This window comes from Streptomyces sp. NPDC001536, assembly GCF_042894505.1.
In the GTDB taxonomy this organism is placed as follows: domain Bacteria; phylum Actinomycetota; class Actinomycetes; order Streptomycetales; family Streptomycetaceae; genus Streptomyces.
Genome location: NZ_JBIAVQ010000003.1, coordinates 324182 through 338429 on the forward strand (window position 1 = coordinate 324182; position 14248 = coordinate 338429).

10 protein-coding genes and 1 pseudogene are annotated in these 14248 nt (G+C 71.1%); 9 read left to right on the top strand and 2 right to left on the bottom strand.

All coding sequences use genetic code 11. The features are described 5' to 3' along the window. The first annotated feature begins 104 nt into the window (after positions 1-104). The 3 genes from ACFY0U_RS10440 to ACFY0U_RS10450 all read left to right on the top strand — a co-directional run bounded on the left by ACFY0U_RS10440 (position 105) and on the right by ACFY0U_RS10450 (position 3840). Positions 105-2372 carry a (Fe-S)-binding protein gene (locus ACFY0U_RS10440; protein ID WP_388633163.1) on the top strand — a complete coding sequence of 756 codons (2268 nt, stop codon included), beginning with the start codon at positions 105-107 and terminating at the stop codon, positions 2370-2372. Positions 2373-2511: 139 nt separating this feature from the next. Beyond that, complete coding sequence (locus tag ACFY0U_RS10445) at positions 2512-2895, top strand: DoxX family protein (RefSeq protein ID WP_388633165.1); 384 nt, start codon at positions 2512-2514, stop codon at positions 2893-2895. Between the two features lie 27 nt (positions 2896-2922). Then, entirely contained in the window at positions 2923-3840 is a 918-nt protein-coding gene (locus ACFY0U_RS10450) for an RNA polymerase sigma-70 factor (RefSeq protein ID WP_388633167.1), read from the top strand. A 123-nt stretch (positions 3841-3963) separates the two neighbouring features. Here the strand turns inward: ACFY0U_RS10450 and ACFY0U_RS10455 are convergent, their stop codons facing one another. Continuing rightward, positions 3964-4377, bottom strand: a complete 414-nt coding sequence (locus tag ACFY0U_RS10455) for a GNAT family N-acetyltransferase (RefSeq protein ID WP_388634298.1) — start codon at positions 4375-4377, stop codon at positions 3964-3966. A gap of 93 nt (positions 4378-4470) precedes the next feature. Further along, a pseudogene (locus tag ACFY0U_RS10460) lies at positions 4471-5109 on the bottom strand (M15 family metallopeptidase); the annotation flags it as partial. Between the two features lie 125 nt (positions 5110-5234). On the opposite strand from ACFY0U_RS10460, the gene ACFY0U_RS10465 reads away from it, so the two are divergent. The 6 genes from ACFY0U_RS10465 (at position 5235) to ACFY0U_RS10490 (ending at position 14190) form a co-directional block, all read left to right on the top strand. Then, complete coding sequence (locus ACFY0U_RS10465; RefSeq protein ID WP_388634300.1) at positions 5235-6539, top strand: FG-GAP repeat domain-containing protein; 1305 nt, start codon at positions 5235-5237, stop codon at positions 6537-6539. A gap of 146 nt (positions 6540-6685) precedes the next feature. Further along, a complete protein-coding gene (locus ACFY0U_RS10470) occupies positions 6686-8140 on the top strand; it encodes an FG-GAP-like repeat-containing protein (RefSeq protein WP_388633169.1) in 1455 nt (484 codons plus the stop codon). Between the two features lie 187 nt (positions 8141-8327). Next, on the top strand, positions 8328-9806 hold the full coding sequence (locus tag ACFY0U_RS10475; protein ID WP_388633172.1) for an FG-GAP-like repeat-containing protein: 1479 nt from the start codon (positions 8328-8330) through the stop codon (positions 9804-9806). A gap of 71 nt (positions 9807-9877) precedes the next feature. Then, complete coding sequence (locus ACFY0U_RS10480; protein WP_388633174.1) at positions 9878-11314, top strand: VCBS repeat-containing protein; 1437 nt, start codon at positions 9878-9880, stop codon at positions 11312-11314. Positions 11315-11332: 18 nt separating this feature from the next. Next, entirely contained in the window at positions 11333-12688 is a 1356-nt protein-coding gene (locus ACFY0U_RS10485; protein WP_388633177.1) for an FG-GAP and VCBS repeat-containing protein, read from the top strand. Between the two features lie 50 nt (positions 12689-12738). Then, complete coding sequence (locus ACFY0U_RS10490) at positions 12739-14190, top strand: FG-GAP and VCBS repeat-containing protein (RefSeq protein ID WP_388633180.1); 1452 nt, start codon at positions 12739-12741, stop codon at positions 14188-14190. Positions 14191-14248 lie beyond the last annotated feature (58 nt).

Here is a 14248-nt window from a genome sequence, read left to right on the forward strand (position 1 = left end):
GGGAGACGATGCGGGTACTCTCGTAGAACTGCATAAGTTACCGCTTAGTAATCTCGCTCTACCTCGCTCAAAGAACCCCCATCGCAGGCCCGAGGAGCCCCGACATGCAACTCGCCGCGATCATCGTGTCGCTGGTCCTGACCGTGGTCGGCGCGGCACTGTTCGCACGCGTCATCGCCCAGTTCGTCCGGTTCTTCATGCTCGGCCAGCCCTTGCCCGCCGGTACCCGGGTCGACAACCCCTACCAGCGCAGTGTGACGCTGGTGAAGGAGTTCCTCGGCCACACGCGGATGAACCGCTGGGGGATCGTGGGCTTCGCCCACTGGTTCGTGGCGATGGGCTTCCTGACGCTGATCCCGGTCCTGGGCCAGGCCCTGGGCCAGCTCTTCAAGGCCGACTTCGTCCTCCCGGTCATCGGCAGCTGGCTGCCGTGGGAGATGTACGTCGAGTTCATCACCGTGATGACCGGCGTCGGCATCGCCGTGCTGATCGCGATCCGCCTGCTGAACCTGCCCTCGCGCCCGGGCCGCAAGTCCCGCTTCACGGGCTCCAAGGCCTGGCAGGCGTACTTCGTCGAGTACGTCATCCTCACCATCGGCATCGTGATCTACGTGCTGCGCGGCCTTGAGGGCGCGCTGCACCACGTGGACCACTACGAGGCCGCGTTCTTCGCCTCGTACCCGCTGGTCGCAGCCTTCCGGTCGCTCGACGTCTCCACGCTCCAGACGCTGGTCTACCTGTTCGCCGGCATCAAGGTCAGCGTCTCGTTCATCTGGATGATCGTCGTCTCGCTGAACGCCAACATGAGCGTCGCCTGGCACCGTTTCCTCGCGTTCCCGAACATCTGGTTCAAGCGCAACGCGGACGGCTCCACCGCGCTCGGCGGCCTCCAGCCGATGACGTCGGGCGGCAAGCCGATCGACTTCACCGACCCGGGCGAGGACGACGTCTTCGGCGTCTCCCAGGTCGAACAGTTCTCCTGGAAGGGCCTGCTCGACTTCTCGACCTGCACCGAGTGCGGTCGCTGCCAGTCGCAGTGCCCGGCCTGGAACACCGGCAAGCCGCTCTCCCCGAAGCTGCTGATCATGTCGCTGCGGGACCACTCGCACGCCAAGGCGCCCTACCTGCTGGCGGGCGGCGGCAAGACCATGGAGGGCGAGGAGAAGGCGTCCGAGGAGCAGCTGGCCGGTGTGCCCGCCGCCGCTCTCGCGGAGGCCGAGCGGCCGCTGATCGGCACCGCCGAGGAGAACGGCGTCATCGACCCGGACGTCCTGTGGTCCTGCACCACCTGCGGCGCCTGTGTCGAGCAGTGCCCGGTCGACATCGAGCACGTCGACCACATCGTCGACATGCGCCGCTACCAGGTGATGATCGAGAGCGCGTTCCCGTCCGAGGCGGGCACGATGCTCAAGAACCTGGAGAAGAAGGGCAACCCCTGGGGCCTGGCGAAGAAGCAGCGCCTGGAATGGCTCAAGGAGCTCGACTTCGAGGTGCCGGTCGTCGGCAAGGACATCGAGGACCTCTCCGAGGTCGAGTACCTGTACTGGGTCGGCTGCGCGGGCTCGCTGGAGGACCGCGCCAAGAAGACCACCAAGGCCTTCGCCGAACTCCTGCACATCGCGGGCGTCAAGTTCGCGATCATGGGCGGCGACGAGAAGTGCACCGGTGACTCGGCCCGCCGCCTCGGCAACGAGCCGCTGTTCCAGGAACTCGGCATGGAGAACGTGGCCGCGCTGAACATGGCGTTCGGCGAGGACGACGAGGACCCGGCGACGAAGAAGCCGCGGTCGGCGAAGAAGATCGTCGCCACCTGCCCGCACTGCCTGAACACGATCGGCAACGAGTACCCGCAGCTCGGCGGCGACTACGAGACCATCCACCACACCCAGCTGCTCCAGCACCTCATCGACGAGGGCAAGCTGCTGCCGGTCACCCCGGTCGAGGGCCTCATCACCTACCACGACCCCTGCTACCTGGGCCGTCACAACAAGATCTACACGCCGCCGCGCGAGATCATGTCGTCCGTCCCGGGCCTGCGCCAGCAGGAGATGCACCGCCACAAGGAGCGCGGCTTCTGCTGCGGTGCCGGTGGTGCGCGGATGTGGATGGAGGAGCGGATCGGCAAGCGCATCAACAACGAGCGCGTCGACGAGGCTCTGTCCCTGAACCCCGACATCGTCTCGACGGCCTGCCCCTTCTGCCTCGTCATGCTGACCGACTCGGTCAACGGCAAGAAGAACGAGGGCAAGGCCAAGGAGTCCGTCACGGTCGTCGACGTGGCCCAGCTCCTGCTGGAGTCCGTGAAGACCCCGGTGGACCCGGAGGACGCGGCGGAGACGGAGTCGGCGCCGGAACCGGAGCCGGTGAAGTAACCCGTACGACACGGGGACGCCCCCCACACCCACCCGGGTGTGGGGGGCGTCCCCGTTCCCGTGCCCGGTGATGTCACCGGCGAGGCCGCCGTCCTGTCGTAGGGGGTGACGACAAACTCGGAGACTCAAGGAGTGGACGATGAACCTCGCGCTGTGGATCGGTGCCGCGCTGCTCGCCGCGGTCGCCCTGACCGGTGGGCTCACCAAGACGTTCGTGGCCCGGGAGACGCTGGCCGCGGCCCCCGGCGGAGGGTGGACGGCACAGGTGAGCGGCGGTTTCCTCAGGACCCTCGGGGTCCTCGAACTCCTGGCCGCCGTCGGCCTGATACTGCCCGCGGTGGTCGATGTCGCCCCGGCCCTGGTGCCGGTGACCGCCGTCTGCTGGATCCTGCTGATGGTCGGTGCGATGATCACCCACGGCCGGCTCGGGGAGTCGAGGTTCGTGGCGCTGAACGCGGTCTATCTGGTGCTCGCGGTGTTCATCGCCTGGGGCCGTTTCGGCCCCGAGTCCTTCACCGGCTGACCGGGCCGGAGAATCGAGGGGAGCGGCATGGTCAGGACCAGGACCGAGGAGTTCCAGGAACTGCGGCCGCTGCTCTTCTCGATCGCCTACCGGATCCTGGGCAGCGTCAGCGAGGCCGAGGACGCCGTCCAGGAGACCTGGCTGCGCTTCGAGGCCTCGCCGACCGAGCCCAGGTCGGTCAGGGCCTATCTCTCGACCGCGGTGACCCGGGTCTCGATCAACGTGCTCCGCTCGGCCCGCGTCCGGCGCGAGGCCTACGTCGGGCCGTGGTTCCCGGAGCCGCTGCTCGCCGACCCCTATCAGGATCCGGAGCGGTCGGCGGAGCTGGCGGACTCGGTGTCGATGGCCGCCCTGTTGCTGCTGGAGCGGCTCAGTCCGCTGGAGCGGGCGGTGTTCGTGCTGCGGGAGGTGTTCGACTTCGGCTTTCCCGAGGTCGCGTCGGCCGTGGGGCGCTCGGAGGCGGCGTGCCGTCAGCTGGTGGTGCGGGCTCGGCGCCACATGGCCGAGGGCCGGCCCCGGTTCGAGGCCGACCGCAAGGAGCGGGCGGAGCTGGCGGCGCGGTTCTTCGACGCGCTGCGCGAGGGCGATGTGGAAGGGCTGCAGGATCTGCTCGCCGCCGAGGTGTCGCTGGTCGGCGACGGCGGCGGCAAGGCCCCGCAGCTGGCTCGGACCGTCGTCGGCGCGCGGCCCGTGGCCCGGCTGCTGGCCGCCGTGTTCCCCCGCATGGCCCGGGCCGCGGTGTCGTTCGAGCCGCACGAGGTCAACGGCGAGCCGGGCGCGGTCTTCCGTGACCGGGACGGCAAGGTGCTCCACACCATGGTCCTCGACGTCCACGACGGGCGGATCCGGACGATCCGCAACGTCATCAACCCCGACAAGCTCCGGCACCTGGGCCCGGTGGCGGACGCCTGGGCGGTCCACCGGGAGGTGCTGGACACCCGGTGACAGGGGCCCTCGGCGGGCGGCCTGATCCGGCTGCCCCACCCGGATCGGCGCTGCCACGACATCGCCACGCAGCCCTGACCGACGTACGGCCCTGACCCGCCGTAGAAAACCCTCCCGCACCCCCTACATCGGCAGCGACCCCAACCGCGCGGCCCCTTCCGGCCACACCGCCCCCTCGGCCAGCGGCGTCCACATCGTCCGCAACGGATGGTCGATCACCCCGTCCGGCTGCTCGACCCGCATGCCGCCCGGCAGGAGCCGCCACCCCAGCTTCTCGTACAGCGCCACCCGGTCCGGCAGACAGAAGAGCAGCCCGAACTCCGCTCCCGTCCCCCGGGCCTGCGCGACGGCCGTGTCCACGACCAGCCGGGCCAGCCCGTGCCCGCGCATACCGGGGGCGACGACCACGCCGCCGAGCCCGGCCACCCGCAACCGCCGCTCCCCCACCTCGACGTCCGCCTCCACCAGCCCGGCGTGCGCCACCAGCCGGCCCTCGCTGCGGACCCCGAAGTGGACGTCCTTGTCCCGGGACGTCACCCCGTACGCGGCGACCTCGAAGGGGTCCTCGACCCCGCCGGTGATCTCGTCGAGGTCGGCCTTCGTGTACCGCGCGAGGCGTACGACGGGGTGTTCCTGAGGACCGTAGGGAGCCTGCCGCGCACCCGTGGCGTGGGCCCAGTAGCGGTCGCCGTACGACCAGTGCCACCACTCGGTGGGGTAGTTGACCAGCCCCGCCGCCGTCAGGGCCGAAGCGAGAAGCCGGCGGTTGGCGCGCGCCTCGGGCCCGAGGCCGGGGGCGTCCGTGAAGCAGGCGCCGGCGCTCTCCTCCGGGGAAGCGTTGACCCGGGTCCCCATGTCGAGTTCGTGGCCGTCGGCGTCCACGAGGGTGAGGTCGACCGCCGCGCCGGCGCTGTGCGGGGCGATCTCCGGCGGGGAGACGTACCGGCTGGTGGCGTCCCGCAGTTCGGCCTCCGTCGAGTGAGGGTCGGCGGTGCGCAGGGTATCGGCGTACTTCTCGAAGTAGAGGCGCTGAAGGGCGGGCGGCCGGTACCCCTCGACGAACAGCAGCCGGACCCCCTCCGGCAGCAGTTCCTGGGCCTTGAGCAGCCGGGCCAGGACCCCCTCGCGCAGGTGCGCGAAGGCCCCGTGTGCGTCCTCCTTGCGCGAGTCGGCGGCGAGGAACTCCCGCACGTCGACGAAGGGTTCACCGCTGCCGGCCACGGGGACCGCCGCGATCCGGGGATCTGACATCAGCACGATCTCGGTCATGCACCGATCATGGCTCGCGGCCCGAACGCGGCGATCGCCCGGGCCCCCGCCCGGAAACCCCGGCTGAACTCCCCCTTAACCCAGGGCTCGAACACGTGCATCATTGCCGGGGTTCGTTGTCGATGATGCTGACGAGGTGTGCGGTGCGTGTGCGAATAGCCGGGGCGGGTACGGCGGTGCTCTGCGGCGCCCTTCTGCTCGTCTCCTGCGGACCCACCCAGCACGCCGAGAGCGCCGATCACAGCACGCCGCCGGTGCGCGCCGCGAACGCCCCGGCGAAGCTGCCCGTCCCGCGCGGCAAGGGCAGCGAGGTCGCCGTCGACTTCAACGGCGACGGCCACCGGGACCTCGTACTCGACGACCTGGTCAAGGCGCAGGCGCACGCGGACGACGCCGGTATCGGGATCGTGTACGGAAGTGCGCGCGGGCTCACGCCCGGAGCGAGACAGTTGCTGAGTCCGGCGAAGCAGGCCGCCGCCACCAAGGGGCAGCTGCCGGCCGTGTTCGAGGCGGAGGCCACCTGTGACCTCGACGGGGACGGCTTCACGGACCTCGTGGTGTCGACCGATCCGCCCTACGACGGCCAGGGACAGCCTCCGGTCCCGCTCCAGGTCCTCTTCGGCTCCCCGTCAGGCCTGACCGGCAAGGCGGTCAAGCTCGTCGTCCCGGCGCGGGCGCGGGCCGGCAACGACTGGCCGGACCAGCCGGTGTGCGGAGACTTCGACGGGGACGACGAGCAGGACCTCGTGCTCCACGCCTCCGGCTCCCAACTCACCTACCTGCGCGGCCCGTTCACCAAGAAGGGCACCGCGAAAGAGGCCACCGCCCCCGTCCCGGCCCCCGGCGAGCTCCCCACGGGCCCCGCCACCGACGTGAACCGCGACGGATACGACGACCTGATCGTCCGTACCGCGGACGGCACCGCCACCTCCGCCCTCGTCCTCGGCGGCCCCACCGGCCCGGACCGCACCGGCGCCCTCCTGCCGGCCGGCATCGACGTCGCCCTCGGCCGCTTCGGCAAGGGCAGGGCCCTGGACGCGGCGATCGGCGCGATGGGCGGCACCGCACTGCGCTACGACCTGCCCGATGCCACCCGCGCCACCCTCGCCTCCCCCGGCTCCATGCTGGACGCGGCCGACTTCGACGGCGACGGGCTGAGCGAACTCGTCTCCAGCGGGTCGCGGATCAAGGTGTTCCGAGGCCGTACGGCCGGACTGTCGGCGACGGACATGGTCACCGTCGAGCCGGGGGCCGTGGGCACCAGCCGGGTCCTGGCCGTGGGCGACTTCGACGGGGACGGGCGGGCGGACCTCGCGGTGCGGACGTACCAGGGCGAGACGAAGGACACCGTCGCGGTCTTCCCCGGGGCGAAGAAGGGGCTCGTGAGCGCCGAGCCGACCGTCACCTTCTCCACCTCCGCGTTCCTGTAGATCAGCTGAGAAACCCCGGGAGTTCACCGGATTCCCGCACAACCCACAGGCCCCTCCGAAGGTCTCTTGATCGCAACACCCGTGCGATTCCGCCTCCCTGGAATCCCGCACCCCGTGCGACCGCCTTCTTCCTGGAGCCCCTGACCGTGAAGCACCCGTTGCGCACCACCACCGCCCTCGCCGCACTGACCGTCGCGGGCCTGACCCCGCTGGCCCTGGCGGCCGGCCCCGCCGTGGCCGCCCCCTCCGGTCTCCAGGGCGACTTCAACGGCGACGGCCACCGCGACGTGGCGATCGCCGCGCCCGCCGCCACCGTGAGCGGCAAGAAGTGGGCCGGTCAGGTCGCGGTCGTCTACGGCTCGGCGAGCGGACTCGACCCGGCGAAGCGGAAGGTCATCAGCCAGAACACCGCGGGCGTCCCGGGATCGGCCGAGGCCTACGACGGGTTCGGCGACCAGATCGCCACCGCGGACCTCAACCGGGACGGCTACAGCGATCTGGTCGTGGGCGCCTCGCAGGAGAAGACCGGCTCCGCCGAGGACGCGGGCACGGTCGTCGTCGTATGGGGTTCGTCGTCCGGTCTTTCCGGGGGTACGACGGTGAAGAACCCCCAGACGCTGTCCGGAAGTTACTTCGGGCTGAGCATCGCGGCGGCCGACTTCACCGGCGACGGGAAGCCGGACCTGGCGATCTCGGCGCAGAGCGACTCGGAGAACCCCTCCTCGTACCGGGTCCGGCTGATCCGCGGCCCCTTCACCAAGTCCGGCTCGACCGGCTCCGTCTCCTCCTACTCCCCCGGCATCGACCGCCCCCTCCTCACCGCGGGCCGGGTCAGCGGCGACACCAAGGCCGACCTGGTCGTCACCGGCCAGAAGCCGGACAGCGGGCAACTCGCCACCGCCGTCTACTACAAGGGCACCGCGAGCGGCCTGACCAAGGCCGGCTCCCTGCGCCCCGCCGCCACGGCGGCCATCGGTGACCTGGACAAGGACGGCTACGGCGACATCGCCCTCGGCGACCCGGGGGTACCGGACAGCGCGCCCGCGGGGGGCAGGGTCCACGTCGTCTACGGCACCGGCTCGGGGCCGAGCGCCGACCGCCGCGTCACCATCACCCAGAACACCTCGGGCGTGCCCGACTCGTCCGAGACCGGCGACGACTTCGGCGAGGCGCTGGCGATCGGCGACTTCGACAAGAACGGTTACGGCGACCTCGCGATCGGCGCCCCGGGCGAGACCTTCGGCGATGACACGCACTACCTCTCCTCGGCGGGCGCGATCACCCTGCTGCGGGGCTCGGCCTCCGGTGTCACGGGCACCGGAGCGGTCCAGCTGACCCAGGACAGCACCGGCGTCCCGGGCACGAGCGAGGCCGGCGACAGCTTCGGCGCCACCCTCCTCGCCTCCGACGTCACCGGCGACGGCCGCGCGGACCTCACGGCGATCGCCGCCCAGGAGAACGACCCGGCGGGCGCGGCCTGGTTCCTGCCGGGAGCGGCGTCGACGCTGTACTCGACGACGGCGGCCAAGAGCTTCAGCCCGACGGCACTGGGGCTGTCGACCGCCCAGGCCGGCGCGTTCGGCTCCGACCTGACGGGCTGACGAGCTCCCTTTCCCAGGGGCACAAGAATTTACCGAACACACGTACAACCCTTACGTATCTCCAGAGGTCTCCTGTGCGCCGACCGACCTGTGTAGCCGAGGCGAACTCCCGGCGAACACGGTCGGTCCGCCCCCATCGACTGCGGACGCCCCGCCAGGCGTCCCCGCATGCCGCAGGAGAACCCGCATGCACCAGCACCACCTGCGACTCGCCCTCGCGACGGCCACCGCTGCCGCGCTGACGGGCGGTCTGCTCACCTTCTCGGGCGCGACGGCGACGGCCGCGGACTCGACGATCGTGCCGAAGGCCGACTTCAACGGCGACGGCATCGGCGATGTGGCCTTCTCGGCCGCCGGTGCGTACGTGAACGGCAAGAGGGGCGCCGGCCAGCTCGTCGTCCTGTACGGCACCGGAACCGGGGTGTCGTCCGCGAAGCGTTCCGTGATCAGCCAGAACACCGCCGGCGTGCCCGGCACCGCCGAGACGAACGACTTCTTCGGCGTGGAGACCGCGTACGGCGACTTCAACAACGACGGCTACGACGACATCGCCGTCGCCGCCCCCTGGGAGGACGTCGGCAGCGACACCGACGGCGGCACCCTCGCCGTGCTGTGGGGCTCCAGGCAGGGCGTCACCGGCACCGGCACGACCATCGCCGACCCGGCCCCCTCCTCGCACGACACCTGGGGCAAGGACCTCGCGGCGGGCGACTACGACGGCGACGGCACGGACGACCTCGCGGTGGGCAACACCTCCAGCACGATCTACGTCTACAAGGGCGGCATCAGCGCCTCCGGCGCGCCGGTCGGCGGCCGCTACACCGTCGAGCCCCCGATCCAGTCCGGTGGCGCCTCCCACGGCCCGCTCAACCTGACCGCGGGCGACGTCAACGGCGACGGCCGCACCGACCTGGTGGTCGACGGCTTCGAGACCGAGACCGACTACGGCTGGAACACCAACTACCTCCTCACCGGCACCGCGAGCGGTCTGTCCGAGGCGGCCGCACAGGACCTCAAGGCCGGCGTCATCACCGCGATCGGCGACATCAACGGCGACGGCTTCGGCGACATCGTCACCGGCATGTACTGGAACAAGAGCGACGGCGACGTCACCTTCCCGGGCGGCGCCGACGGCGGCAAGGTGTGGATCACCTACGGCTCCGCGAGCGGCGCCGGCTCGGTCACCGGCATCACCCAGAACACCGGCAACGTCCCCGGCACCTCCGAGAAGAACGACTACTTCGGCTACGAGCTGGACCTCGGCGACATCAACGGGGACGGCTTCAAGGACCTCGTGATCGGCGTCGCCGGCGAGAACATCGGCAGCGCCACCGACACCGGCATGGTCACCGTCCTGTACGGCTCGGCCTCCGGCCTGAACACCGCCTCCGGCGCCCAGTCCTTCGCCCAGTCGACCGCCGGCGTGCCCGGCGAGGACGAGAAGAACGACCGGCTCGGCATCGACGTCAAGCTCGACGACGTCACCGGCGACGGCCGCGCCGACCTGATCGCGGGCTCCTACGAGAACGACGGCAACGGCGCGGTCCTCTACCTGCCCTCCAACGGCACGAAGATCACCACGACCGGCTCCCGCACGGTCTCCCCGAGCACGTCCGGCGTCTCCACGACGGGCAGCCCGGAGTTCAGCGCCAACTTCGCCGACTGAGGCGACTGAGCCGACGTACGGCCACAGGCGTCCCGTACGACCTCGACGTACCCCTCAAACGGAAGAACCCCATGCGACTTCTGCGCATCGCCACCGCGGTGGCGCTCACCGGCGGCCTGCTCACCCTCGCGGCGCCGGCCGCGACCGCGGCCACGACGAAGCAGTACACCGCGGACTTCAACGGCGACGGCTACGGCGACGTCGCCTTCGCCGCGCCCTACGCGAAGGTCGGCGGCAAGGGCATGGCCGGCTATGTCGCCGTCCTCTACGGCACCAAGAACGGCCTCGACCCCGCCAAGCGCACCGTCCTGAGCCAGAACACCACGGGCGTGCCCGGCACCGCCGAGGCCGAGGACGCCTTCGGCGAGGCCCTCGCGATCGCCGACCTCAACAAGGACGGCTACACCGACCTCGCCGTCGGCGCCCCCGGCGAGGACGTCGGCACCGACGTCGACGGCGGCTCCGTCACCGTGCTGTGGGGCTCGGCGGGCGGCGTCAAGGGCGGCACCGCGGTCAAGGACCCGGCGGTCTCCTCCCACGACAACTGGGGCCAGCTCCTCACCTCGGGCGACTTCAACGGCGACGCCAAGGCCGACCTCGCCGTCGGCACGGGCGGCGCCAAGTCGTATGTGATCCGCGGCGGCTTCACCAAGTCCGGCACCACCGGCACCGTGAAGAAGATCGGCCTGCCGGAGACGGCGTACGCCGTCGACGCCATGAAGGCCGGCGACACCGACGGCGACAAGAAGTCCGACCTGGTCCTCACCTACCGCACCCACAACACCGCGCACGCCTCGGGCAGTTGGTCCAGGGGCGTCGCCTACCTCGGCTCCGCCGCCGGTCCCGACACCACCTCGCCGCGCCCCCTGCACGGCGGCACGTCGATCGCGCTCGGCGACATCGACGGCGACGGCTACGACGAGATCGCCCTCGGCAACGTCTTCACCGAGGAGGACGACCAGTCCGGCAGCCGCGGCGGCAAGGTCGTCGTCATCCGCGGCTCGGCGGGCGGACCCGTCAACGGGGACACCCCGCTGGCCCAACTCACCCAGGACACCGAGGGAGTGCCGGGCACGGAGAAGGCCGGCGACGGCTTCGGCGCCGCGGTCTCCCTCGGCGACCTCAACGCCGACGGCTACGCCGACCTCGCGATCGGCATCCCCTTCAAGGACGTGTCCACCGAGGTCCAGGACTCCGGCTCCTCCGTGGTCCTGCCCGGCCCGCTCCTGTCCGGCGGCCGCATCCTCTCCCAGGACACCTACGGCGTTCCCGGTGTCCCGGAATCCACCGACTACTTCGGCTCGGACGTCCTGCTCTCCGACGTCAACGGCGACGGCCGCGCCGACTACACGGCGGCCGCCGGCTTCGAGAACGAGGGCACCGGCGCCGTCTCGTCGTTCCTCGGCACGACGAGCGGCATCACCACCGCCGGCGTCCGGTCCTTCGGCCCCGGTTCCCTCGGCATGTCCAGCGGCTACGGCGCGTTCGGCGCCGGCCTCATCGGCTGACCCACAGGAGCGACACCCATGCGCACCAGCACCGCGGCCGCCCTGACCGTCACCCTCGTGGCGACCGGCCTCACCCCGCTGTTCCTCGCCGCCCCGGCGTCGGCGGCGGTCGCCAAGCACTACGACGACTTCAACGGCGACGGCTACCGGGACGTGGCGTACAGCCACTACTACAAGAGCATCTCCGGCGCCGACGGCTGGAAGGGCGGCGCCGTCAAGGTCGTCTACGGCGACGCGAGCGGCCTGGACACCTCGCACACCCAGGTCGTCCACCAGGGCAGCCCGGGCGTCCCCGGCACCGGTGAGGCCGACGACAACTTCGGCGAGTCGCTCAGCAGCGCCGACCTCAACAAGGACGGCTACGCGGACCTGGTCGTGGGCAACCCCATGGAGACGGTGGGCGGTTCCGAGTACCGCGGCTCGGTCACGATCGTCTGGGGCGCGAAGACCGGCCTGTCCGGCGGCACGAACGTCACCCCGAAGTCCGGCGCCGGCAGCCGGTTCGGCCACGACCTCGCCACCGGCGACTTCAACGGCGATGGTTCGCCCGACCTGGCGGTCATCGGCGGCGACGAGGCCTGGCTGTACCGGGGCGCCTTCACCAAGTCCGGGTCCACGGGCACCGTCAGCAAGATCGACAAGTCGGGCCAGGGCTGGAGCTCGTACCGTCTGGAGGCCGGCAAGGTCGACGGCGACGGCCGGACCGACCTGGTGGTCATCGGCGAGCAGGTCACCGACAGCGCCGCCAAGCACCGCATCTGGTTCCTCAAGGGCGCCGCCTCCGGTCTGACCTCGGGCCCGTCCAAGTCGTACGCCAGCGCTCCCTGGACCCTGGCGATCGGCGACTTCGACAAGAACGGCTACGGCGACATCGCCGTCGGTCTGCCCGACAACAACAACGAGAAGGGCGCGGTCAGCGTCTGGCGCGGCACGTCCTCGGGTCCCAGCGGCTCGATGACGTACAACCAGGCCAGCTCCGGCGTCTCCGGCACCCCCGAGGAGTTCGACAACTTCGGCTCCGCCCTCGCGGCCGGTGACACCGACGGCGACGGTTACGCGGACCTCGCGGTCGGCGTCCCGAACGAGAACGTCGCCGGCAACGACCACCAGGGCGGCGTCCACCTCTTCCGCGGCGGCTCCGACGGCCTGACCGGCACCCGCTCCACCTGGATCCCCCAGACGATCACGGGCCCGGCCACCGCGGGCGCCTTCTTCGGCTTCGACCTGCGCCTGCGCGACCTGACCCGCGACGGCCGGGCCGACCTGACGGTGGGCCTGGCCGACGACGCGCTCGTCCTGCGCGGCACGGCCACGACACCGACGGCGACCGGCGCCGAGCACCTGCCGGAGTTCGGCAGCGGACTCCTCGACTGAGCCGCCGCCCACGACCACTCGCACCTCGTACCTCGTACAGGAGAACCCCGATGCGTCACCTCAGAACCACCCTCGCGACCGCCGTCGCGGCCACCCTCACCGGCGGTCTGCTCACCCTCTCGGCCGCGACGACCGCGACCGCCGCCCCCTCCGGCCTGGACGGCGACTTCAACGGCGACGGCTACCGCGATGTCGCGATCGCCGCCTCGATCGCCAAGGTCTCCGGCAAGACCGGCGCGGGCTATGTCGCCGTCGTCTACGGCACCAAGAGCGGCCTGGACACCACCAAGCGCCAGATCATCAGCCAGGCCACGGACGGCATCCCCGGCACCCCGGAGGCCGGCGACTACTTCGGCGACCGTCTCACCACGGGCGACATGGACGGCGACGGCTATACGGACATCGTGGTCGGTGTGCACGGCGAGAAGATCGGCTCCACCGACTCCTACGGCGCGCTGACCGTGCTGTGGGGCGGCGCGACGGGCATCAAGTCCGGCACCGACATCTCCTCCCCGCTGCCCGAGTACCGCAACGAGCTGGGCTGGTCCCTCGCGGCCGGCGACTTCGACGGCGACGGCCACACCGACCTGGCCGCCGGCAACAACTCCACGCCGTCCCTGAACATCTTCCGCGGCCCCGTCTCCCGTACCGGCAAGGCCGCGTCCCTCGTCGGCGTCGACACGGTCGACCAGACCACGATCTACCCCGACGGCCTCATCGCGGGCGAGGTCAACGCCGACGGCCGCACCGACCTGCTGGTCATGGGCCAGGAGGAGACCAGCACGGGCGACTACCGCACCCGCAGCGTCCTCTACACGGGCGACGCCACCAGCACCCTCAAGGTCGGCAAGAAGCTCGCGGGCGGTTACGCCGGTGTCATCGCCGACGTGAACAAGGACGGCTACGGCGACATCGTCACCGGCAACTTCATGGAGAAGTCGACGTCCGAGCCCAACGGCGGCCTGGGCGGCGCGGTGACGGTGACGTACGGCGCGTCCACGGGCCTGTCCAGCCGCACCCCGGTGAAGTTCACCCAGGACTCGGCGAGCGTCCCCGGCACGGCCGAGAAGTTCGACTTCTTCGGCTGGAGCCTGTCGGCCGGCGACGTCAACGGCGACGGCTACGCCGACATCGCGGTCGGCTCCGAGCAGGAGACCATCGGCTCGGCGAAGCACGCGGGCACGGTCACGATCCTGCGCGGCTCGGCCTCCGGCCTGACCGGCACCGGCTCGAAGTCGTACTCGCAGAACACCGCGAACGTCCCCGGCACGGCGGAGTCGTACGACCACTTCGGCTACGCGGTCCACCTCACGGACATCGACAACAACGGCCGTACCGAACTGGTGACCTCCGCCTCCGGCGAGAACAGCAGCGACGGCGCGGTCTGGTTCCTCAAGTCCACCACCTCCGGCATCACCGCCACCGGCTCGAAGTCCTTCAGCGGCCCGACCCTGGGCGGCCCCACGGGCGACTCGTACTTCGGCGACGTCCTGGAAGGCTGAGCCGTACGCATCCGTACGACGGCGCCCGCGGCCCTGCTGCCCGCGGGCCTCACCCCAC

Bases quoted from the DNA above. Each gene is read 5' to 3' on its own strand.
- ACFY0U_RS10485 (WP_388633177.1), top strand. From the start codon at position 11,333: ATGCGCACCAGCACCGCGGCCGCCCTGACCGTCACCCTCGTGGCGACC.
- ACFY0U_RS10490 (WP_388633180.1), top strand. From the start codon at position 12,739: ATGCGTCACCTCAGAACCACCCTCGCGACCGCCGTCGCGGCCACCCTC.
- ACFY0U_RS10465 (WP_388634300.1), top strand. From the start codon at position 5,235: ATGCTGACGAGGTGTGCGGTGCGTGTGCGAATAGCCGGGGCGGGTACG.
- ACFY0U_RS10475 (WP_388633172.1), top strand. From the start codon at position 8,328: ATGCACCAGCACCACCTGCGACTCGCCCTCGCGACGGCCACCGCTGCC.
- ACFY0U_RS10440 (WP_388633163.1), top strand. From the start codon at position 105: ATGCAACTCGCCGCGATCATCGTGTCGCTGGTCCTGACCGTGGTCGGC.
- ACFY0U_RS10445 (WP_388633165.1), top strand. From the start codon at position 2,512: ATGAACCTCGCGCTGTGGATCGGTGCCGCGCTGCTCGCCGCGGTCGCC.
- ACFY0U_RS10480 (WP_388633174.1), top strand. From the start codon at position 9,878: ATGCGACTTCTGCGCATCGCCACCGCGGTGGCGCTCACCGGCGGCCTG.
- ACFY0U_RS10450 (WP_388633167.1), top strand. From the start codon at position 2,923: ATGGTCAGGACCAGGACCGAGGAGTTCCAGGAACTGCGGCCGCTGCTC.